General features: G+C 40.7%; 21 protein-coding genes. 17 read left to right on the top strand and 4 right to left on the bottom strand.

The genetic code is table 11. The annotated features are described in order from the left end of the window. Window positions 1-19: 19 nt before the first annotated feature. On the bottom strand, window positions 20-268 hold the full coding sequence (locus tag OIZ54_RS05180; RefSeq protein ID WP_024031729.1) for a hypothetical protein: 249 nt from the start codon (window positions 266-268) through the stop codon (window positions 20-22). 435 nt (window positions 269-703) lie between these two features. On the opposite strand from OIZ54_RS05180, the gene hisG reads away from it, so the two are divergent. From hisG to OIZ54_RS05125, 11 genes are all read left to right on the top strand, one after another. Next, on the top strand, window positions 704-1,603 hold the full coding sequence (gene hisG, locus OIZ54_RS05175) for an ATP phosphoribosyltransferase (RefSeq protein WP_004586378.1): 900 nt from the start codon (window positions 704-706) through the stop codon (window positions 1,601-1,603). A gap of 5 nt (window positions 1,604-1,608) precedes the next feature. Further along, window positions 1,609-2,910 carry a histidinol dehydrogenase gene (hisD, locus tag OIZ54_RS05170; protein WP_055019036.1) on the top strand — a complete coding sequence of 434 codons (1,302 nt, stop codon included), beginning with the start codon at window positions 1,609-1,611 and terminating at the stop codon, window positions 2,908-2,910. Then, window positions 2,900-4,009, top strand: coding sequence for a histidinol-phosphate transaminase (hisC, locus tag OIZ54_RS05165; RefSeq protein WP_264389903.1), 1,110 nt, complete (start codon window positions 2,900-2,902; stop codon window positions 4,007-4,009). Before hisD ends, hisC begins: the two co-directional genes overlap by 11 nt. After that, window positions 4,006-5,067 (top strand): bifunctional histidinol-phosphatase/imidazoleglycerol-phosphate dehydratase HisB, encoded by a 1,062-nt coding sequence (hisB, locus tag OIZ54_RS05160; protein ID WP_024031732.1) that lies wholly within the window; start codon window positions 4,006-4,008, stop codon window positions 5,065-5,067. Before hisC ends, hisB begins: the two co-directional genes overlap by 4 nt. Continuing rightward, a complete protein-coding gene (hisH, locus tag OIZ54_RS05155) occupies window positions 5,064-5,654 on the top strand; it encodes an imidazole glycerol phosphate synthase subunit HisH (protein ID WP_004586382.1) in 591 nt (196 codons plus the stop codon). Before hisB ends, hisH begins: the two co-directional genes overlap by 4 nt. A 33-nt stretch (window positions 5,655-5,687) precedes the next feature. Beyond that, entirely contained in the window at window positions 5,688-6,422 is a 735-nt protein-coding gene (locus OIZ54_RS05150) for a 1-(5-phosphoribosyl)-5-[(5-phosphoribosylamino)methylideneamino] imidazole-4-carboxamide isomerase (protein ID WP_055254146.1), read from the top strand. Continuing rightward, window positions 6,404-7,183, top strand: a complete 780-nt coding sequence (gene hisF / locus OIZ54_RS05145) for an imidazole glycerol phosphate synthase subunit HisF (RefSeq protein ID WP_006793443.1) — start codon at window positions 6,404-6,406, stop codon at window positions 7,181-7,183. Before OIZ54_RS05150 ends, hisF begins: the two co-directional genes overlap by 19 nt. Further along, window positions 7,174-7,788, top strand: coding sequence for a bifunctional phosphoribosyl-AMP cyclohydrolase/phosphoribosyl-ATP diphosphatase HisIE (gene hisIE, locus OIZ54_RS05140; RefSeq protein WP_054981937.1), 615 nt, complete (start codon window positions 7,174-7,176; stop codon window positions 7,786-7,788). Before hisF ends, hisIE begins: the two co-directional genes overlap by 10 nt. Window positions 7,789-7,911: 123 nt before the next feature. Then, the gene (locus OIZ54_RS05135; RefSeq protein WP_264389902.1) at window positions 7,912-8,406 is read left to right on the top strand and encodes a lipoprotein; all 495 of its coding nucleotides are present in this window, start codon (window positions 7,912-7,914) and stop codon (window positions 8,404-8,406) included. Continuing rightward, complete coding sequence (locus OIZ54_RS05130) at window positions 8,407-8,592, top strand: DUF1289 domain-containing protein (protein ID WP_024031736.1); 186 nt, start codon at window positions 8,407-8,409, stop codon at window positions 8,590-8,592. Between the two features lie 63 nt (window positions 8,593-8,655). Further along, on the top strand, window positions 8,656-9,462 hold the full coding sequence (locus OIZ54_RS05125; RefSeq protein WP_264389901.1) for a glycosyltransferase family 25 protein: 807 nt from the start codon (window positions 8,656-8,658) through the stop codon (window positions 9,460-9,462). 8 nt (window positions 9,463-9,470) lie between these two features. Here the strand turns inward: OIZ54_RS05125 and OIZ54_RS05120 are convergent, their stop codons facing one another. The 3 genes from OIZ54_RS05120 to OIZ54_RS05110 form a co-directional block, all read right to left on the bottom strand. After that, window positions 9,471-10,742, bottom strand: a complete 1,272-nt coding sequence (locus OIZ54_RS05120; protein WP_024031738.1) for an O-acetylhomoserine aminocarboxypropyltransferase/cysteine synthase family protein — start codon at window positions 10,740-10,742, stop codon at window positions 9,471-9,473. A 315-nt stretch (window positions 10,743-11,057) separates the two neighbouring features. Further along, complete coding sequence (locus tag OIZ54_RS05115) at window positions 11,058-13,130, bottom strand: bifunctional diguanylate cyclase/phosphodiesterase (protein WP_264389900.1); 2,073 nt, start codon at window positions 13,128-13,130, stop codon at window positions 11,058-11,060. Window positions 13,131-13,273: 143 nt separating this feature from the next. Further along, on the bottom strand, window positions 13,274-15,064 hold the full coding sequence (locus OIZ54_RS05110) for a M61 family metallopeptidase (protein ID WP_264389899.1): 1,791 nt from the start codon (window positions 15,062-15,064) through the stop codon (window positions 13,274-13,276). 203 nt (window positions 15,065-15,267) lie between these two features. Between OIZ54_RS05110 and OIZ54_RS05105 the strand changes: the two genes are divergently transcribed. From OIZ54_RS05105 to OIZ54_RS05080, 6 genes are all read left to right on the top strand, one after another. Further along, window positions 15,268-16,803, top strand: coding sequence for a GGDEF domain-containing protein (locus OIZ54_RS05105; protein ID WP_121638513.1), 1,536 nt, complete (start codon window positions 15,268-15,270; stop codon window positions 16,801-16,803). A 79-nt stretch (window positions 16,804-16,882) separates the two neighbouring features. Beyond that, complete coding sequence (gene ppnN, locus OIZ54_RS05100) at window positions 16,883-18,226, top strand: nucleotide 5'-monophosphate nucleosidase PpnN (RefSeq protein WP_004586396.1); 1,344 nt, start codon at window positions 16,883-16,885, stop codon at window positions 18,224-18,226. Between the two features lie 10 nt (window positions 18,227-18,236). Further along, window positions 18,237-19,010, top strand: coding sequence for a flap endonuclease Xni (gene xni, locus OIZ54_RS05095; protein WP_264389898.1), 774 nt, complete (start codon window positions 18,237-18,239; stop codon window positions 19,008-19,010). Between the two features lie 69 nt (window positions 19,011-19,079). Then, window positions 19,080-19,466: a DUF3192 domain-containing protein gene (locus tag OIZ54_RS05090; RefSeq protein WP_004586398.1), complete on the top strand. Its 387-nt coding sequence runs from the start codon at window positions 19,080-19,082 to the stop codon at window positions 19,464-19,466. A 6-nt stretch (window positions 19,467-19,472) separates the two neighbouring features. Continuing rightward, the gene (locus tag OIZ54_RS05085; protein WP_264389897.1) at window positions 19,473-21,161 is read left to right on the top strand and encodes a hypothetical protein; all 1,689 of its coding nucleotides are present in this window, start codon (window positions 19,473-19,475) and stop codon (window positions 21,159-21,161) included. Window positions 21,162-21,350: 189 nt separating this feature from the next. Next, window positions 21,351-22,358 (top strand): isocitrate dehydrogenase, encoded by a 1,008-nt coding sequence (locus tag OIZ54_RS05080; protein WP_121638510.1) that lies wholly within the window; start codon window positions 21,351-21,353, stop codon window positions 22,356-22,358. Window positions 22,359-22,377 lie beyond the last annotated feature (19 nt).

Raw genomic sequence — 22,377 nt, 5'->3', positions numbered from 1 at the left:
TTACTATTAAGGATTAAGGTCATGCCCACGTATCTAAATGTTTATTCCCTTGATCATCTACAGTAATTGCTTTTTCATTAGCTGCACTTGCACTTTTTTTGCCCTGCGCCTGCGCTAATCTTTTTTTGTTGAGCGTCTGCTTTTTTTCATTTTCAAGCTTAATTTTTTGCGCTTGTGGCATATTTTGCACACCTGCAATATGAAATGTACTTTTTGGCTCAAGCTCTAACCGTGAAATTTTCCCTAAAAAAGGGATCATTATATCCATACTCCCCTCCTTAACTTGTTTATTAAAAATTAGATAAATTGACCAATAAAGCCCAATTTGCCTACAATTTAAACATTAAAAAAACTAAAAATACTGTTTAGCTCTCAATATTATCGGCAGTTATAAGATATGCTTTAATTTGGTAAAAAAAAACTTGCCTAAGCTAGGCGGTTTATGTTTTTATGAATGCGAAATTTATTGAAACAGATTAAAGCTTAACGCTCACTAAATAGCGGTAAGCAAAATAGGATACAAAAATGCGCTTAAACCTGACAACAGTACATCATCACCACCATTCACCGGAATAACCTGTCAGGTCTTTCGCTGAGAGGTTATTCCTAAAAGGAACCTCTGGCGATTCAAAACACATTGATTCATTTTCGCCCTGAGGTTCCCCTCGGGGTTTTTAGTTTTTAAATTAAAGGAAAATGAATAATGAGTAACACAAATCGTCTACGTATCGCCATCCAAAAAGGCGGTCGCCTGTCTAAAGATTGTCAAGATTTACTAAAGCAACTAGGTGTTAAATTAAACCTACGTGAGCAACGCTTAATTGCACACTCAACCAATATGCCAATTGACGTACTTCGTGTGCGCGATGACGATATTCCGGGCTTAGTAATGGACGGTGTTTGTGATTTAGGTATTGTTGGCGAAAACGTACTAGTAGAAGTACAAGCCGAACGCGAACGCCAAGGTGTACCAAGCGAAGTTAGCAAACTAGCAAAACTAGACTTTGGTTACTGCCGCCTTGCACTTGCATGGCCACAAGAGCTTGGCCCACGTGATAAAAGCTGGTTTGAAGGCAAACGTATTGCAACAACCTACCCAGAAATTTTAACGCAGTGGTTAAAGCGCGAAGGCATTAATGCAAGCACTGTAATGCTTACAGGCTCAGTAGAAGTAGCCCCACGTGCCGGTCTTTCAGATGCAATTTGTGATTTAGTTTCAACCGGTGCAACGCTTGAAGCGAACGGCTTGATTCAAGGTGATACAATTTTAGAATCAAACGCGTGTTTAATTCAAAATAAAGACCTGCAAGATGAAGACAAACTAGCGCTAATCAATAAGCTTATGCCGCGCCTTCGTGGTGTTAAACAAGCTAAAGAAAGCAAATACATTATGCTACACGCGCCAAAAACTAAACTTGATGAAATTTGCGAAATTTTACCAGGCTCTGGCCAACCTACTCTACTTGCACTTGCTGGTAACGAAGAGTACGTAGCACTTCACATGGTAAGCAGCGAAACATTATTTTGGGAAACAATGGAGCAGCTTAAAGCCCTAGGCGCTAACTCTATTTTAGTAATGCCAATTGAAAAAATGATGGAGTAAGTACCATGCTTCGTTGGAATGAGGAATCTTCACAAGTACAAGCAGCGGCGCTAATGCGCCCTGCGGTTTCTGCCAGCGCAAAGGTTGAAGCTATATGCCAAACAATTATGAGCGATGTGAAAGAGCAAGGCGATAAAGCCTTACTTGATATGGCTAAAAAGTTTGATAATAGAGCTAACCCTCGTTTACGTGTACCGCTTGATGAAATAAACGCATCAGAGCAAGCACTAAGCGCAGAGCTTAAATACGCAATTGACACCGCTTATGCAAACGTTAAACGTTTTCACGAAGCGCAATTGCCTAAAGATATTAAGTTATCAACCCAACCTGGCGTTGAATGTGAACTGAAATATCAGGCCATCGAAGCTGTGGGTATTTATGTACCAGGTGGCAGTGCTCCACTGCCATCATCGGTTATTATGCAAGGTGTACTTGCACAATTAAGTGGTGCTAAAACCGTCGTACTTGCAACCCCTGTACAAGGTGATGAAAGCATTAACCCTGCGATATTATATGCAGCTAAGTTATGTGGCATTACAACTTTAATTGAAAGTGGTGGCGCAGGTGCTATAGCCGCAATGGCCTACGGCACCGAATCAGTGCCTAAAGTGAACAAAATTTTTGGCCCAGGTAATAGCTTTGTAACGATGGCCAAACAGCTTGTTGCGCAAACAATTCCTGGTATGGCAATCGATATGCCTGCAGGCCCCTCTGAAGTATTAGTGATTGCAGATGAGCGTGCAAATCCAGAATTTATAGCCGCAGATTTACTCTCGCAAGCTGAGCACGGCGCAGACTCGCAAGTAATTTTATTGTGTAACAGCGAAAGTATCATTGAGCAAACGCAGCAGGCACTTACACGCCAGCTTGCTAAATTAAGCCGCAAAGATACAGCCGAGCAAGCTTTGGCTAATTCATCACTTATTTTAGTCGACTCTGTTGAGCAAGCATTTGACGTATCAGCGCAATATGGCCCTGAGCACTTAATTTTGCAATTAGCAGATTCAACACCTTACTTAGATAAAGTAAAAAATGCAGGCTCGGTATTTGTTGGCGACTACACGCCAGAATCAGCGGGCGATTACGCATCGGGTACTAACCACGTGTTACCTACCTACGGTTACAGTGCAACCTATTCAAGCTTAAACTTGCTTGATTTTTTCCGCACTTACACAGTACAAACTATAAGTAAAAGTGGCCTAACACAGCTGTCAAAAGCTATTTTGCCACTAGCAGATGCAGAAGGCCTTGATGCACACGCAAATGCGGTTTCAATTCGTTTAGAGGCAATTAAAAATGAGCAATAAGAGCGCACAAGCGACTAGCTTATTACCACAAAATATTGCAGCACTTGCTGCCTATAGCTCTGCTAAAAGTGAAAAGCTAACAGGGTCAACGTGGTTAAATGCCAATGAAAGCCCGTACGCTAAAAATATTGAACTGAGTATTGAAGATTTAAATCGCTACCCAGATCCACAGCCGCAATTGGTTATTGACCGCTATGCTGCGTATACAGAGCTTGAAAGCGAAAACGTATTAATGACGCGCGGCGCCGATGAAGGCATTGAGCTTTTAGTACGTACCTACTGCGAACCTGCAAAAGACAGTATCGCGTTATTTTTGCCAACCTACGGTATGTACAAAGTAACCGCTGATACGCACAACGTTGCAATCAATGGCTTAACCCAAGCGTTATTACTTGATGGCAGTGTTGATGAAATAGTTGAGGCAGTGGGCAGCTCAAAATTGGTGTTTATTTGTAATCCAAATAACCCAACCGGTAGCATAACCCCCCTTGAAAAAGTAAAAGCAATTGCAACAGCGCTTGCCGATAAAGCTTTAGTTATTGTTGATGAAGCCTACATTGAGTTTTGCCCTGAGCAAAGTGCTACAGCGCTGATTAACGAATATAGTAATGTAGTGGTACTGCGCACTTTATCTAAAGCGTTTGCGCTTGCAGGGCTAAGAACCGGTTTTACACTTGCACAAGAAAGTGTACTTGCCCCTATTCGTAAAGTGATTGCGCCGTATCCGGTATCGGGTGTGGTAGCAAGTATTGCAGCACAAGCCATAGCGCCTGATGCAATAACATCAATGCGCCGACAAGTGACTATTTTAAATAGTTTAAAAGCTAAACTTGTACAGTGGTTAAACGCATCCCCAGCTGCATTAAAAATTCTCACTGGTGAAGGTAACTTTGTTACCTTAAAATTAGCCGACAAAAACTACTTTAAAGTAGCACTTGAACAAGGTTTAGTGATGCGCGCGTTTACCCTATACGGTGAAGACGATTGGCTACGTATCTCCATTGGTAATGAGCAAGAACTTAAGCAAGTAAAAATTTGGTTAGATGGCCTTGATAAGCCAGCAACCTCACCTCTTTTATCAGGACAAGAAGTATCATGAGTAACCCCTATTTATTTATTGACCGTGACGGCACCATAATTGAAGAGCCAATCACCGACAAACAGGTAGACAGCCTAGAGAAATTAGCGTTTTTACCTGGTGTTATCCCGGCTTTATTACAATTACAAGCCGCAGGATACCGCTTAGTAATGGTATCTAACCAAGATGGCTTAGGCACAGACAGCTTCCCGACTGCTGACTTTGATATAGCTCAAGATAAAATGATGGACATACTGCAAAGCCAAGGCATTAGCTTTGACGAGGTATTGATTTGTCCACACTTTGACGAGCAAAACTGTGATTGCCGTAAACCTAAAACAGGTTTATTAACTGAACTTATGCGCTCTGGCAAAGTTGATTTAGCACGTTCATATGTAATTGGCGATCGCCAAACCGATATTGGTCTTGCTCAAAACTTATGTTGTGAAGGCATTTTGTATGATGGCAGCTGGCCTGCCATTGTTACAAAGCTTACAACTGCCAACCGTGAAGGCCGTGTTACGCGTAACACCAAAGAAACCCAAATTGATGTAGCCATAAACCTAGATCAAACTAAAAACGGTAGCATTGAAACCGGCCTTGGCTTTTTTGATCATATGCTTGATCAAATTCGCACCCACGCCAACATTGGTCTAAATATTAAAGCGAAAGGCGATTTACACATAGATGAGCACCACCTTGTTGAAGACATTGGTATTGCTCTTGGTGTTGCGCTTAAACAAGCGCTGGGTACTAAATCGCAAATAGCGCGCTATGGTTTTGCGCTGCCAATGGATGAGTGTAAAGCTGAAGCACAAATCGATTTATCGGGCCGCGCTTCGTTTGTATTAAACGCTAACTTTAGCCGCGAAAAAGCCGGCGATTTAGACGTACAAATGGTTGAGCACTTTTTCAAAAGCTTAAGCGATAATGCCGCTATTAGCCTTATTTTATCGGTGAGCGACGGTAACTGTCATCACCAAGTAGAAGGCTTATTTAAAGCGTTTTCACGTGCCCTTCGTATGGCTGTAGCACAAGACACGACCCAACAAACAGCCAGCTCTAAGGGATGTTTATGATTGCCATAATTAATACCGGGTGTGCCAATATAAATTCAGTTCGTTTTGCCTTTGAACGCTTAGGTCAAACGCCAACGGTCATTACCTCGCCAGAGCAATTAGCCGGCTTTGAGCGCGCTATATTACCAGGCGTTGGCCATGCATCAGTTGCCATGAAACGCCTTGTAGATAACGGCTGGCAACAAGCTATAAACGAATACCAGCGCCCACTTATGGGAATTTGCTTAGGTATGCAGTTACTGTGCGAAAGCACCGAAGAAGGTAACGTACAATGCTTAGGTAAAATACCAGGCCAAGTAAAAGCCCTTGATGTTGGCAATTTAACATCGCCGCATATGGGTTGGAATAACTTAAGCGTAAATAAAGAGCATGCACTTACTAAAGGGTTAACACAAGACGAGCAAGTGTACTTTGTACATAGCTTTGCGCACACCGTAAACGATGCAACACTTGTAAGCGGCGAATACGGCCAAACCTTTTCAGCCATAGTTGCAAAAGACAACTACGCTGGCATGCAATTTCACCCAGAGCGCAGTGCAAAAGTAGGCACACGTTTATTACAAAACTTTGTTGATTGGCAGTTATAAACGGCCCATTAACCAACAATAAAGAGATTATTTGTGATTATTCCAGCATTAGACGTATTACAAAATCAAATTGTTCGTTTATACCAAGGTAAGTACGACACCGCTCAGTTTTACCCTTTTGAGCTTGGCGCACGTTTAAAAGAATACGCCGACAGCGGCGCAGGTAAATTGCACCTTGTAGATTTAGAAGGCGCACGCGATCCAAGTAAAAAACAGTGGCAACATATCCAAGCTGCAACGAAAGCGCTTAACGTACCGTATCAAGTGGGCGGCGGTATTCGCTCAGAGCAAGATGTAAGCGATTGGCTAAAAGCCGGTGCTAACCAAGTTGTTATTGGTTCTATGGCGGTAGAAAAGCGCGAGCAAGTAAAAGCCTGGATTGAACAATTTGGCGCCGAGCACTTTGTTATTGCCCTTGATGTAAATAAAACAGCCACGGGCTGGGCTCCTGCAACCCATGGTTGGTTAAGTGAATCTGAGTTTGGTTTACTTGAGCTTGTAGATTTTTATGTAAGCTTGGGTGTTATTGATTTTTTATGCACGGACATCAGTAAAGATGGCACCATGACGGGCCCATCGTTTGAGCTTTACGAAGATTTAAGTCGCCATAACAGCAGCATTAAAGTGCAAGCTTCGGGTGGCGTAAGCTCACTTGATGACATTAAAAAGCTTAAAGAGCTGGGCGTAGGTGGCGTTATTTTAGGTAAGTCACTACTTGATGGCGCATTTAGTGTTGAGGAGGCGTTGGCATGTTATCAAAACGCATAATCCCGTGTTTAGATGTAAAAGACGGCCAAGTAGTAAAAGGCGTTAAATTTAAAGGTCACGAAATAGTGGGCGATATTTTAACAATGGCAAAAGCCTACAGCGATGCCGGCGCCGATGAACTGGTTTTTTACGAAATCAGCGCAAGTGTTGAAAAACGCCTACTTGATGTAAATTGGGTAGAGAGCATTGCCCGCCATATTGATATTCCATTTTGTGTGGCTGGCGGTATTAAATCGGTAGCCGATGCAGCACGTGTACTAGAGCGTGGCGCTGACAAAATAAGTATTAACAGCCCTGCTATTGCCCGCCCTGAGCTTATAAAAGAGCTACACGATGAATTTGGTAAGCAATGTGTTGTTGTAGGTATTGATAGCTTTTACGATGAAGTTACCGGCGAATACTTAGTGTATCAATTAACCGGCGATCCTAATGCATCAAGCCGTACACGTTATAAAACCGAAGAATGGGTTAAACGCGTACAAGACTTAGGCGCAGGCGAAATTGTTTTAAACTGTATGAACCAAGATGGCGTACGTAACGGTTACGACAATGAGCAGCTAAGTAAAATGCGCGCATTGTGTAATATTCCTTTAATCGCATCAGGCGGTGCAGGCAGTATGCAAGACTTTGTTGATGTATTTAAACAAAGCGAAGTCGATGGCGCATTAGCAGCAAGCGTTTTTCACAAAAATGTGATTAACATTGGCGAATTAAAACAATTTTTAACTGATAACCAAGTGGCAGCAAGACTATGCAAGTAACACAACAAAACCAAACTCAAGTAGATTTTGCTAAAAGCGAAATGATCCCTGCGATTGTTCAAGATGCTCGCTCTGGTGTTATTTTAATGCAAGGCTTCATGAACAGCGAAGCACTAAAGGTAACGCTTGAAAGTAACAAAGTAACCTTTTACTCGCGTTCAAAGTCACGTTTATGGACCAAAGGTGAGTCATCAGAAAACTACTTAAACGTAGTATCGGTGCATACCGATTGTGACTACGACTCAATTTTAGTACTGGCTAACCCAGAAGGCCCAACATGTCACTTAGGCACACAAAGCTGCTTTGGTGATGACGCAAAACCTAGCCTAAGCTTTTTAGCGCAATTAGAAGATGTGATTGTTGAGCGTAAAAACGACGACCCATCAAAAAGCTACACAGCTTCATTGTTTGCTAAAGACTTAAGCCGTAGCTGTCAAAAAGTAGGTGAAGAAGGCGTAGAAGTAGCGCTTGCTGCAATGAAACACGATAACGATGAGCTTACTAACGAATCTGCTGATTTAATTTACCACCTTACTGTATTACTACAACGCCAAGGCTTAGCCCTTGAAGACGTTGTAAAATGCCTGCAAGGTCGCCATAAATAATACAGCTGCTTTGTTTTAGCGCATTTACAGGCCCGTATTTTATGGGCCTTTTTACGTTATGGTATTTATTTTTTTACATAGGTTGCGTATGGTGCAGCTTATCAAATTCTTTTAGCGTTGCTTATGAATAAATCAATTATCACAGCCTTATCCTTATTGGTACTAACAGGCTGTGTAAGCCAAAAAGCCCCTGCGCCTAAAATAGTAAAAACGCAAAACACATGTAGCCCACTAAACACATTGCTTAATGCGCACACTAATAGCTTTAATGCAGTAAAAGCAAATAAAGTGGGTAATGATTTTATAAACCAGTGGCATGCTAATACTCATTTTATAGCCAATACCTGCACCATTACTCAACATAATAAACAGTTTAGTTATCAATGCACGAGTGAAAACAAACAAGCCGATGCCACAAATCTACATATACAAACAGTGGATAAAATACGTCAATGCTTAGCGTCACAAGGCTGGTACGAAAATACGAAAGAGTCAGCAACTTCAATCAGTAGTAACTTTGTTTTGGATGAATCTCATCCAGTTATCACCTTATTTACCTCTCAAAGCAGAACGCGCTATATTACCCGTTTTGAAATTGCTCCACCGCTAGGAAATTAAATGCAAAAACCCACACACTCGAACACTAAGTTAAAAACAGACTGTTTAGGCATATGTGAGCGCCGCAGCGGTTATTGCACTGGCTGCGGGCGAACTAATGAAGAAATATTTGATTGGATCATCCTCAGCCAAGAAGAAAAAAACGCCATTTTAGCGCAGCCGCGAGCTGACTTAAAAAAGCCATAAATTTGCCACTTGCGTGTAACAGCCCCCCTTTAATATTGCTAAAAACGGTAGGGGGTGAACATCATGGCAGCATTATTTGTAATAAACTTAGCGCGCTCCGCGCAGCGACTCGCAAATACTCAAACGCAACTGGCACGTGTTAACTTGTCATTTGAACGAATTGATGCCGTAGATGGCGCACAATTAAGTACACAACAAAAGTTCCTACATTACAGCCCGCAATTGAATAAACAGCAGTATCACTATCCGCTAAGCAATGGCCAAATCGGCTGCTATTTAAGCCACCGTAAAGCATGGCAAAAAATAGTTGATGAAAAACTAGATTACGCGATTGTGCTCGAGGATGACTTTTATATTGATGAGAGCATTCATAATGCGATAAAAAATATTGAGCAGCTACAGCAGCCCTGGCAGCTTATTAAACTCGCCGCTTATGAAAACCGCACTCGCCCTATTGCCTATCAGCAAAACCTAAATAACCACCAGCAATTAGTCATACATAAAAAGCTAATGACCGGCTGTTGTGCTACGGCAATAAGCTATGAAGGGGCTAAGCAATTACTTAAAGCCACAGCTCAATTTGGCCGCCCTGTAGATTGCGACTTACAGCATATTTGGGAAACCCACGTAAATGGTTTTTCGCTTATGCCATACCCTGTTTCGCAAAATACAGACATACAGAGCGATATTGCAAGCTGCGCTACTAAAACCAAGGTTAAAAAAGCTTTTTTTAAACGTAAGTTTCAACAATTACACAGCGGCGTTTTAAATAAACTTTATACAAATGCATTTATAAAACAAACCAAGCAAATTAAACCTAATAAAAAAGGCGCTACAAAAGCACCTTCTTTACTCACGCAAGGTTCTTAATTTTATAACTATGCTTTGTCGAGCGCTTGGCTTACATCGGCAATAATATCGGCAATGTTTTCAATACCGACTGATAGGCGAATTAAATCACGGCTCACACCTGCGTTTGCAAGCTCTTCATCATTTAATTGGCGGTGTGTAGTTGACGCTGGGTGACAAGCCAGCGATTTAGCATCGCCAATATTAACTAAACGCAAGATCATATTAAGCGCATCAATAAAGCGCGTGCCTGCTTCAAGGCCGCCCGCGATACCAAAGCTTAAAATGCCTGAGGCTTTACCACTGGTGATTTTTTGGCTCATTGCATTATATGGGCTTGATGTTAAACCAGCGTAGTTAACCCAAAGTACTTTAGGGTGATTTTCTAAGTATTCAGCCAGTTGCTGCGCGTTTTCGCAGTGACGATCCATTCGTAAACCTAAGGTTTCTAGGCCAATTAAAATGTCAGATGCGTTTTTGGGCGCAAGTGCTGCACCGGTATTTCTAAGTGGCACTACTCTACAACGACCAATAAAGGCTGCTTCTGCAAAGGCATCGGTATAGACCACATTGTGATAAGACGGATCGGGCTCATTCATCATTGCAAAGCGTGTGGCATTGGCTTTCCAATCAAATTTACCTGAATCAACAATCATACCGCCAATAGCTGTACCGTGTCCGTTTATATACTTTGTCAGTGAATGAACCACTATATCGGCACCTAGCTCAAATGGGCGGCATAAATACGGGGTAGCCACAGTATTATCAACAATAAGTGGCACCCCTTTACTATGAGCAATATTGGCTAAACGCTCAATATCGACAATATTACCTGCGGGGTTACCAATGGACTCACAAAATACTGCGCGGGTATTATCATCAATCGCGTCTTCAAAGGCGCTAAAATCATCAGCTTTAATCATGCGAGCTTCAATACCTTGGCGCGGTAACGTATGGGCAAATAAGTTATATGTACCGCCATATACTTGGCTGGTGCTCACAATATTAGTGCCTACTTCACACAAGCATTGAATAGCATAGGTAATAGCTGCCATGCCCGAGGCTACCGCTAGCGCACCAATGCCCCCTTCCATTGCAGCAATACGCTGTTCAAGCACCGCATTGGTTGGGTTCATAATACGAGTATAAATATTGCCTGGTACTTTTAAGTCGAATAAATCAGCGCCATGCTGCGTATTATCAAACGTGTAAGATGAGGTATTATAAATAGGCACTGCTGCTGATTTAGTGGTTTCTTCAGACTCGTAACCATGGTGCAGTGCTAATGACTCTAGTTTCATAATTATTTCCTTCAATATTGTGATGATTAAACCTAGCATCATTAGCTTATAAAATGCACATGAATTAAATTAATGAATTATGAGTGTCAGGGGTATTAAAGTTTGCGGGATGAGTTTTACTCAATCTAGTGGGTGTTTTATTTAACTACGTAGGTTTTGTTTTATCTAAATTACCAAAGCAGTAGCAGTAAAGCCTATCATATTAATGCGTAGCGTTATTTGGCTAAAGGGTTTAAATACTAAATGCGGTGGGCGCCTCAATTTACGCTATTTAAAGCTCAATGGGTTTTAGGTTAACACTTATAATAAATGTACTTATAACGCTTTAAAATCAAGTAACTGTACCGCAGGCAGCGGTTTACTAAAATAGTAACCTTGAATCAAATCGCAATTTAGCTCGGCTAGTAATTTTTGTTGTGCTGATGTTTCTACGCCTTCAGCTACCACACTTAAGCCTAAGCTATGCGACATTGCAATTGTGGCTTTAACTAAGCTGTAGTCTTCTTGGTTTTCGGTAATACCACAAATAAAGCTGCGATCTATTTTTAATACCTCAAACGGATATTGCCTTAAATAGCTAAGCGATGAGTAGCCTGTGCCAAAGTCATCCATGGATAGTTTAATACCGAGCTTATTAAGTGCATACAATGACTCTGTAATATTGGTTTGTACGCTCATTAACACACCTTCAGTTATTTCAAGCTCGACATTTTTAGCACTTACTCCGGTTTTTTCTAACGTGCTTGCTATAAAACTTAGCAGCTCTGAATCTCTAAATTGGCTTGGCGATAAATTAATTGCCATGCTGTAGTTTTGTTGAGAGCTTGCCTGCCACTGCGTTAAAAATGCTAATGCCTGCTCAAAAACAAACTTTCCAATAGGAATAATTAAACCTGTTTGCTCTGCTAACGGAATAAATTCATCGGGCATAACCTTACCAAGCACACTATTGTTCCAGCGTAATAGCGCCTCAGCCCCAATTATTTTAAGTGTTTTAGCATCGCATTTAGGTTGGAAATACAATTCAAATTCATTTTTTTCAAGAGCAACATGCATCTGCTCTTCTATTGCTAACCGCCTTTTTATAGCGGTATTCATTTCGCTGGTAAAGCAGGCGTAGGTGTTTCTGCCAAGCGCTTTTGCTTGGTACATTGCTGTGTCTGCATGGCGTAATAAATCAGAGGCTGTTACCCCATTATCAGGGTACAAAGCCACGCCAATACTTAACGTTAATAACAATTCGCGGCCATCTATTTCAAAGGGGGTTCTAAAGCTTTTAAGTAAGCGTGTAACAATCGCATCTAGCTGTTTTTTACTTTGTAGCTCTGGTTGTAAAATAATGAATTCATCGCCCCCCAACCTGCCTACGGTCGCGTTTTCATTAACTATTTGGCTCAGTTTATTAGCGGCGCTGATAAGTAATGAATCGCCAATTTCATGCCCGAGTGTGTCGTTTACTTTTTTAAAGTCATCTAAGTCGATAAAAATAACAGCGGCTAAAGTATTTTTTTCGCTCGCAGTGCTAATCAGCTGAGTAAGTCGTTTTAAAGAATAAAAACGATTAGGAAGTAGCGTTAAGCTATCGTAATAGGCTTGTTTACGTATAAGTTTGTTTGACTCATGCTGATCTGTTATGTCGCGAATTATCAGCATGACTTGGTCTGAATGATGTAAATAACTCACTCGCGCTTCGAAATACAACACGCCTTTGGGTACTAAAAGTTCGTATTCAAAGCATACATTACCTTTGTGAATTAACAGCTCTTGAATATTGTCTTTAAACATTTTGGCTACAGTATAGGGCAATACGCTAAACATCGATTTATTTAAAAATTGCTCAGGCTGTAAATGTAAGTTGCTCAAATCATTTGCATGGTAATCAACTATGGTGCCATCCGGTTTGAGTAAAAAGTACAAATCAGGAATGGCTTCAAATACTTTTTCGAGCATCTGCTGTTTATCCATAGCTTGCGCTTGTGCTTGTTTTACATCGCTCAAGTCTATGTCGATGCAGTACATCTGTTTTACCCCATGCTGATTTGTAAACATAACATGGCTTGAAAACACAGTAACATTGCTGCCATTTTGATGCTGTAATGTAAGCTCAGCCGCGGGTATTTCGATATCGTTTATGAGCCACTCACGATGAGCATCTATAACCGCATCTTGCATTGGGGGCGGAATAATTAAATCTTCTAGTTTTTTTCCGGTTGCGTATTCCTTTGTATAGCCATAAAGCAGCTCACTGCCTTTATTCCAATAAATAACGCGGCGCTGCTCATCGTATCCTTGCACAGAAATACTGTGTATCGCATCAAATAACTGATGCAGCGGATCGTTAAGCACAAATTGATGTGAGAGGATTTGAGTGGTTTTTAATGACTTCATTTATACGCAACCTAGAGTCGTTATTAACACAATAATAGGACGTACTCTTAAAATTAGCACTTTTAGGTTGGTTTTTAAGTGATATACCTTTGCATAAGATATAAAAAAAGGAGCCAAAGCTCCTTTAATAGAACGCTATTATGTTAATCAGCTTGCACATTAATGGGGTGCTCTACCCCCACCCATGCTTTAAATAAGGCCCGTTGAGATAAAGTTGCATTTTTATCAGCAACCACCTTTTTAGGTTTATCATAATCTTGCGATAAAATGAGGGTTGTCGATTGAAGTGCATCGCGACGAATAAAATCGATAGTGACTTTTTCACCCGCTTTAAATACTTCTAAGCTCGATTTTAAATCTTTTCCAACATGCTGCTTGTTAACCGCCACAATTTTATCGTCTGTTGTGAGGCCCGCTTGCCATGCTGCTCCGCCTCTGCGAACGTGGGTAAGTGTTAATAACTCGCCGCTATTTTTTGCAGTGGCATCAATGCTTGCTAATGGCTTAGCGCTCTCAGGGCGAGTAAGCTTTAAGCCAACTTTACCTAATAAAGCATCAAAATCTATATTAGCTGGGGTGCTCACGTTATCGTGCCACCACGTTGTGTAGTCTTCACCTGTTAGGTCTTTTAATATTGCCAGTACATCTTGCTCAGTAAACCCTTGTGGTAACGTGTGCTTGTTGTATAAAGCATTGTGTACTTGGCGGTAATTAACTTTTGCCTGGGTTGTTTCTAATAAATGTATATCGAGCAACATAGAAAGCAATGAGCCTTCTAAGTAAATATTGGTGCTGTAATTACGCGCGTGGTCGCCGCCTTGGTTTATCCATTTATCAAAGCTTGTTTCGCTGGCACTTTGTACTTCTCGACCTGGTGTTTGTAAGTGGCGATTAATCGTTTTACTCATCACTTTAAAAAACTCATCGGTGGTTTCTATGCCTGAGCGCACTAATAGATGATCTTCAAAGTAGCTAGTAGAACCTTCCGAAATCCATAATAAATTTGAGTAGTTCATGTTGGTGTAATCATAAGGCGCCAGCCCTTTAGGGCGGTAAGCTTTTACATTCCAAGTATGAATAAATTCATGCGCGGCGGTACTTATAAAGCCTAAGTAGTCTTCGCGGCTACCAAAACGATTCCGTGGGCGCTGTATAATGGTTGAGTTTAAATGCTCAGTTGCCCCGCCAGCACCCGATGTAGCATGCACCATAAATACATAACGCTCATACGGGTAGCTATCCCAAATAACATTACCTGTGGTCACTAATTTTTTTAAATCAGTAAGCATTAGTTGCTCATCGTAGTTGCCTTCGCCCCATATAACTAACTCGTATTGGCGGCCATCTACTTCAAATTTATGAAGTTTGTTAATTCCTGTTTCTATTGGTGAGTCTACCAGTACATCGTAATCTGCGGCTTTAAAACTGTGTTTATTACTCGCATTTTCCATGCCTGATACAGAGCGCCACGCTTTTGGCACCTTTAAATCTACGGTAACTGGTTCTTGGCGAAACGATTCACTAAACATAAAAAAGCCAGATGCATCAATAAACGCATGGCTATCGTCTATGTGGCGTGCACGTTTACCTAACTCGTTTGCATATACTTGGTAATCAATATTCACGTGTGTTGGCTCAGCTAAATGCACTCGCCATGTGCTGTGATTAATTTTTTCCCATTTTAATGCATTGCCATTGTCGTCTGTGGCCGCAAAGTAACGTACCCCATTGGCTAAATTTAATATTTCGTAGCGACCAGTGCGCCATGCAGGCAATTTAACATCGATATGCGATTGCGCCGACTTTGGAAACTCTACACTTACATTACCTAAATGATGTTGTGGCTGTGTAATACTTAAAGAATAATTTACATCGGCTAACGCGGGGGCTGCAAAACAGGCCGCTAACATTGACAGGACTAAACGCTTTTTCATAATGACTCAAGGTTACTTATTATTTGAAATAAGCCTAACAAGGCATAAATTAAAAGTGAATTAAAAACGACAAACAACCTAATAGCTCAGTTTACATGCAGGGTCTAAGTAAAAATGCTAAGTTTTTAATTAGATAACTACACTTAATATGATTTTGTTGTAAACTGAAGGTAATGTAATTAATACGATGGCGGTATGCTTAGGTGTCTGAAAACTCTAACGCTGTAGATAAAAAGTTAAAGCAAGCAATTGAAGCAAGGATAGCCATTGAAAATGCGCGTAAGCTCCAAGTTGATACTTTATCAAATCTAACTGCAAAACTGTCTTTAAGCTGTAAAGGGCTTGATATTGAGCTTGATAATAAACTCGCCAAATTTAGAAGTTCGCTAAATAAAGGTGTCGGGTTTGAAATATTATCCCCTTTAATAGATGACATTTTATTGTTACTGCAAAACCAAGAGGCGTTACAAACAGCCCATCAGCGAGAGCTGTTTTCGAGCGTACAAACAGCCGGTAAGCTTTTACAAAAAACCAAAGGCTTACCAGATGATACCCGCCGCACCTTAAGACATTTACTCGACCACGAAATTAATAATGTACAGTCTACGCACGACTACATCCCGATATTAAATCAGCTTATTAACTTTTATCACCATGCTTTGCATAGCAAGCTTTCAACCACGGATGAAACAAGTACCAATGCTTCTCCTCGTATGGCTAAAAAGCTGTTAGAGCTTGCTAATGAGCTGGTGTTAGAGGATGAATCGACTGAACAAATTAAACAAATAAAAAATGCAATTACCGAAAACGATAATGTAGAAGCCCTGCTGCAAGCTGCTTTAAATATAATAAGCGTCGTGGTCAAAAATATCAGTAAAGAGCGCCAATCGGCACAAAGCTTTTTAGTCTCGCTTAACCAAACATTAGAAGAGTTGCACTCATCAATTGTATCTACCAGCCAGCACTCTAAATCAATGGGGGAAGAGTTCGATACACTAAATAAACGTATTGAAGGAAAAATAAAGCATTTAAACGAGCAAACCCAATCTGCTACGTCTATTTCCTCTTTAAAAGAATTAGTTGATAACGAGCTAAAATCACTCAGCCAAGACTTTATTGCTAAAGAGCAGCTAGAAAGAAAAGACCGCGAAACGCTGATTGCCAGCTTTGATGAAATTAACGAGCGAATCGGCAGCTTAGAAGGCAAACTAACCAAATATAAAAAACGCCTAAACGAGCAACGCTTTAAAAGTTTACTCGACAGCCTTACAAAACTTCCTAACAGAGCGGCTTTTGATGAACGTTACAATCACGAGCTTCACTTATTTAATGTCCAAGCCTCGGATGTTACCCTAGTGGTTATTGATGTGGATCACTTTAAGTCAATTAATGATAGATTTGGTCATACTGCAGGCGATATAACCTTACAAGTTATTGCAAAGGCGCTGCAAAAATCAGTAAGGCAGTCTGATTTTATAGCCCGCTACGGCGGAGAAGAGTTTGTATTACTAATGCCTGGGCTTTCGTTGTTAAACGCAGCGCAGCCGCTTGAAAAACTTAGAAAAGTGATTAAAAATATTCCTTTTAAATTTAGAGAAAAAGAAATAGAAATCACCATTTCGTTAGGCGCTACACAATTTAAAAAAGGCGATACACCGCTCAAAGCATTCGACAGAGCAGATGACGCCCTCTATGAAGCAAAGAAAACGGGTCGGGATCGCCTTTGTATGAGTAAATAATGTCATAATTCTCAATTAGTTTGAGTGCTAAAGTAGATGACATGCAGTTTTTACAATTTAAGCAGCAAGGAGAATGCCGATGTTAATACAGTTAAACCCGACTGGGGTTTTAGATTTACTGTCACAATTGGAAGTTGATTTATTAGAGCAATCTTCAGCCAGTGAACGTTATCGACTTTTTAGAAACTGTGCCTTAGCCGTCCTTAACGTAGGCAGCCACACAGACGCAAGTAATGAAATTTACGACAAATACCAAGACTTTGATATTCGTTTAGTCAGTCGCGAGCGCGGCATTAAAATTGAATTAGAAAACCCTCCCGAAACCGCCTTTGTTGATGGCGAAATAATTACCGGTATTCACGAGCATATTTTTTCGGTGATCCGCGATATTTTATTTATTTGCCAAAAATACGAAAAAGATCTTAAAGAACAAAAAGCCATTACCCACATGGTATTTGATATGCTTAGAAACGCCGGCGCGCTGCGTGTTAACAGCGAACCAAATATGATTGTGTGTTGGGGTGGACATTCAATTAACGAAATAGAATATAAATACACTAAACAAGTAGGTTACGAGCTTGGCTTACGTGGTTTAAATATATGCACTGGCTGCGGCCCGGGGGCAATGAAAGGCCCGATGAAAGGTGCCACTATTGGCCATGCTAAACAACGAATTAGCGAAAACCGTTATCTTGGTTTAACCGAGCCTAGTATAATTGCCGCAGAGCCACCAAACCCTATTGTAAATGAGCTGGTGATTTTACCCGACATTGAAAAGCGCCTTGAAGCATTTATTAGAACGGCGCATGCAATTATTATATTCCCAGGTGGTGCAGGTACTGCAGAAGAATTACTTTATTTATTAGGTATTTTGCTGCACCCGGATAACGAAAAACAGTGTTTGCCTGTTATTTTAACCGGCCCTAAAGAAAGCGAAGCGTACTTTAGCGAGTTATGTAAGTTTGTAGAGCTGACATTAGGCAAAGAAGCCCTTGATAAGTTTGAAGTAATCATTGATGATCCAGCTCTAGTAGGGCAAAAATTAAAATCAGCTATGGCAAATGTACGTAATTATCGTAAAAGCCAAGGCGATGCCTACTACTTTAACTGGACACTTAAAATCGATAACGATTTTCAGCAACCTTTTGCACCTACGCACGAAAACATGGCAAGTTTAGATTTGCACCTAGAACAGCCCAAGCAGCAATTAGCGGCTAACCTACGTAGAGCGTTTTCAGGAATTGTTGCTGGCAATGTTAAAGATGAAGGCTTACGCGCTATAAAAGCACATGGACCCTATGTGTTAAGTGGTGAGCCTGATTTAATGAAAGATATGGATAAACTATTACAAGCATTTGTAGACCAAGGTCGTATGAAGTTACCCGGTAGTAAGTATATCCCTTGTTATGAAATAAAAGCATGAGTTTGACTATTTGAAACCCCATTTACTTTTAATTGATGCGCTTAATTTAATTAGGCGCATTTACGCAGTTGACGCTAACCAAACACACCATAGTGAAGAGCAGATGCTAAAGGCCAGTTGCGCGCGCGTAGCACATGCTTGCAAAAAGCTTTTACAGTCAACAAATGCCACTCACGCTATAGCTGTCTTTGATGGCGACAAAAGCTGGCGCTACCACTTTTATAAGCAATATAAACACTCTAGGGCCCCCATGCCCGACACGCTTAAAAATGCGCTGCACTACTTTAAAGAAGCTATAGAGCAAACGGGTATCGTTGTATTTGAACCGCTCAACGATGAAGCCGACGATATCATAGCCACCTTAGCCGACAAAGCTGCAAAAAATAAGATAAACAGTACCATTGTTTCTACCGATAAGGGTTTTTTACCTTTTTTGAACGACTATATTTGTGTGTACGATTATTTTAAAAAGAGCTACCTAGATTGCGACAGCATTGAGCAGCGCTTTGGTATTGAGCAAAGTAAACTTATTGATTTTTGGGCCTTAGCGGGCGATAAAACTAACGATGTACCCGGCGTTAAAGGCATAGGGACTAAATCGGCTCAGCTTATTGTAAATACCTACGAAAGCATAGATAGCGCCATAGAAGATGATGCCCTATCAAGCAGTATTCAAAAAAAGCTAGTTGAGCAAAAAGACATGTATGTTATTTCTAAACAATTAGTCACTTTGCGTACAGATATACAGCTAGGTTTTAGTTTAAAGCAGTTAAGGTTGCATTAGTCGCATGTTGATAGCACTGTTTAAGCGCACAATATATACTCACTTTATTGTTGCGAGTGTGAGTTAAAAATGATTAAAAAGTTTATAAGATACTTAATATTAGGGTTAGGCTTGTATGCACTCATTGCGACTTTAGTGATCACCTTTTATAAAGATGACCCGCAAGCAATGATTTGGCAAGACCGTGAGGCCTTTAACGAGCGCTACATAAGAAAGCTGTCTATTGATGAGGCGGTTACTTTAAACAGTGTACTCGATTATTTAGGAAGCCCCGATTTAACCTATGCCAAACGTAATAAAGACCAAGTATGGCAGATTGTTTTTTACCGTACTCAGCACCAAACTTCAGATGGCATAACCACGATGGATGAATGCACCGGCTTATTATTTAAAAATGGTGAGTTATTTTTATGGGGCCCCAGCGCCTATACAACTTATCAGGAAAAGATCAGGTGATGGCCAATGGATGAGCCTATTTCAAAACAGTTAGTGCGGTTACTGCATAACACACATCAAATACTAACAATTTATAGTGACAAAACGCAGTGGCAACATCTTTATCCGCTTGTTGTACAAACAGCCCAGCACTATCGCGTTTTGTATCAGCAACACCCACACGCTTTACAAGCGCGTTTAAGCTTGTACACAAGCCAATACGACTTTGCTACAAACCTCGTTATTAACCAGTGTGTTATTAGCACCGCACTGTGCGCTAGCCAACAGTTTGATGATGAACTAACCGAGCTTTATATTGGTGTTGCATTAGTAGAGCATTGCTGCGTTGTAGCGCAACATAATAAAATTGCGCAGCAGCAAATGCTTACACTCAGCGATAAAAAAATATGGCGTTTTCGCCATCAGCTAGCAGCAAAAGTGTTGGTCAGTGCACAGCACCCTACCCAAAATAGCGTGCGTATGTTGGCTAAACTAAATAAGTATAAGCAAGCTTTACTCAGTACTAGCGACATAATGCTATATGACAATGCCATAACCTTGTGTGCATTAAGTAATATTATCGCGATGAACATCACCTATACATCGAAAAAGAACCCATTAAATTTTTACAAAGCTTTGGGTGAGTTGTATGTCAAAACAGCTAACCCATTTGCGCAAAGGTTAATTAAGGATTTAATAGCGCATATAGGCCCACACCTGCCAGGCAGTAAAATTGTTTACAGCGACCAAGCAATGGTTTACCTAGCAAGTGATGAGGCTAATAAGCATATACTTATTAATGCCAATAATGAGAAAAAACTGGCGTGGTACAAGGTTAAAACCTCACTTAAAGATCAACCAATGCAATGGCTATGTACTGATAAACGGGTATTATTTTTAGCCTGGAACAATGAGCACCTGGTACGTAAAGCCCCGGCGCAGATAAGTTCAAAGGCCGAATTAATAGCGTTAGTGAGTCATATAAAAGTAGCGCATGAATATAGTTTTAAAGGCTTAGATAAGTTACTAGCCCCTTTTAGTGAAATAACACAGAAGCTCTGCCAAGCCGTCAGGCCCTATAACAATCAGCACCAAGCCGCCAAAGACTTACGCCATAGCTTGTCGATGGTCGGCTACGATAATGCACCGGCGATTATTCAGCGGGTTATATTTGAGCAATTAGTGGATACATCACATCATCCGCACAAACACATCGTACTGAATAAACTTAATAGCTTTATTAGTATTTTAGCTTTAATGGTAAGTAATAACCCAAAACAGCAATTCGAACATATAGCCTTGCCCATCTATGGTTACGTACATTATTTATTAACCCATTGCAGTGCACAGCTCTGTGCAAAAGTAACCATAAGTAGCGTGCCTAACCAAACTTATAGTGCCCCATTAGCTGCCTTTTTTGGGGTGGAAGCGATTAATAATGAACATTTAAATACAGAATTAACACAACTACTGAGTGATAATCCATGGACCAAGCCCCTACTCGATGCTGAACAACAACCTAAAAAAGAGCTAAACGAGCAGCACAAATTATGGATTAGTTTAAAGGTCGTGGCGCAAACTATTTTTAAACCCGCTCTGCCTTTAACGCCTTGGCAAAAACAAACTTTAAATGCGCAGCTAAAAGCACAAGGCTTTAAATCTGAGGATGATTTTTTTGCGCAACTGCAAGGCTTATCGCTATATAACAGCATTTAAGTCACTTATGCTGACTATAAGCACAGGTTATACCCTGTATTTATAGTATAAACTGGCAAAATGGGCGATAAGTTGGTATAAATGCGCCCTCAAAATATATCCACATACGTCACATAAATGACCTAACAAGCAGTTACTATTATTAGTAATAATTTATGTGCGTTTTTTATTCTTTTAAAGGAAAAGTCAATGGCCAAACAAACCATCACAGTGATCAAAGGCGACGGCATCGGTCCGAGCATTATCGACTCAGCACTTGAAATATTAAAAGCCGCAGGTTGCGATTTTGATTATGAATTTGTTGATGCAGGCCTTGCTGCACTAGAAAAAACTGGCGAGCTACTTCCTCAAGAAACAATTGATACAATCGCTAAAAACAAAATCACTCTTAAAGGTCCACTAACGACTCCGGTAGGTGAAGGTTTTACGTCTATTAACGTAACATTACGTAAGCAGTTTGGTTTATACGCAAACGTACGCCCTGTTAAATCATTTGTTGGTACTAAAGCACGTTACGATGATATCGATATCATTACTATTCGTGAAAATACCCAAGGTATGTACTCAGGTGTAGGCCAAGTAGTAAGCGAAGACGGTAACGAAGCAGAAGCTAAATCTATAATTACTCGCGAAGGCGCTGAGAAAATCATCACTTTTGCCTACGAGTTAGCAGTACGTGAAGGCCGTAAAAAAGTAACCGCAGTACACAAAGCAAATATCTTAAAATCTACCTCTGGCTTATTTTTAAAAGTTGCACGTGAAGTTGCTGAGCGTTACCCGCAAATTGAATCAACTGAAATGATTGTTGACGCAACATGTATGAAGCTAGTAATGACACCAGAAGAGTTTGACGTTGTAGTAACAACTAACTTATTTGGCGACATTTTATCTGATCTTTGTGCTGGTTTAGTTGGCGGTTTAGGTATGGCACCAGGTGCAAACATTGGTGAAGATGCTGCTATTTTTGAAGCCGTTCACGGTAGTGCACCAGATATTGCTGGCAAAAACCTAGCAAACCCTACTTCAGTAATTTTAGCGTCTATCCAAATGCTTGAGCACTTAGATATGGGCGACACGGCTGAGCGTATTCGTAGCGCTGTAGCTGATGTAATTAAATCTGGCGATCGCACAACACGTGATTTAGGCGGCAGCCACGGTACAACTGATTTCACTCAATCAGTAATCGACCGTTTATAATTTAACAAGGTTAATCTTG

Origin of the sequence: Pseudoalteromonas sp. A3 (assembly GCF_025942345.1) — a bacterium.
Classification (GTDB): Bacteria; Pseudomonadota; Gammaproteobacteria; order Enterobacterales; family Alteromonadaceae; genus Pseudoalteromonas; species Pseudoalteromonas atlantica.
The sequence above is the reverse complement of the archived record's forward strand: the minus strand, read 5'-3'. Positions and strand labels throughout refer to the sequence as shown.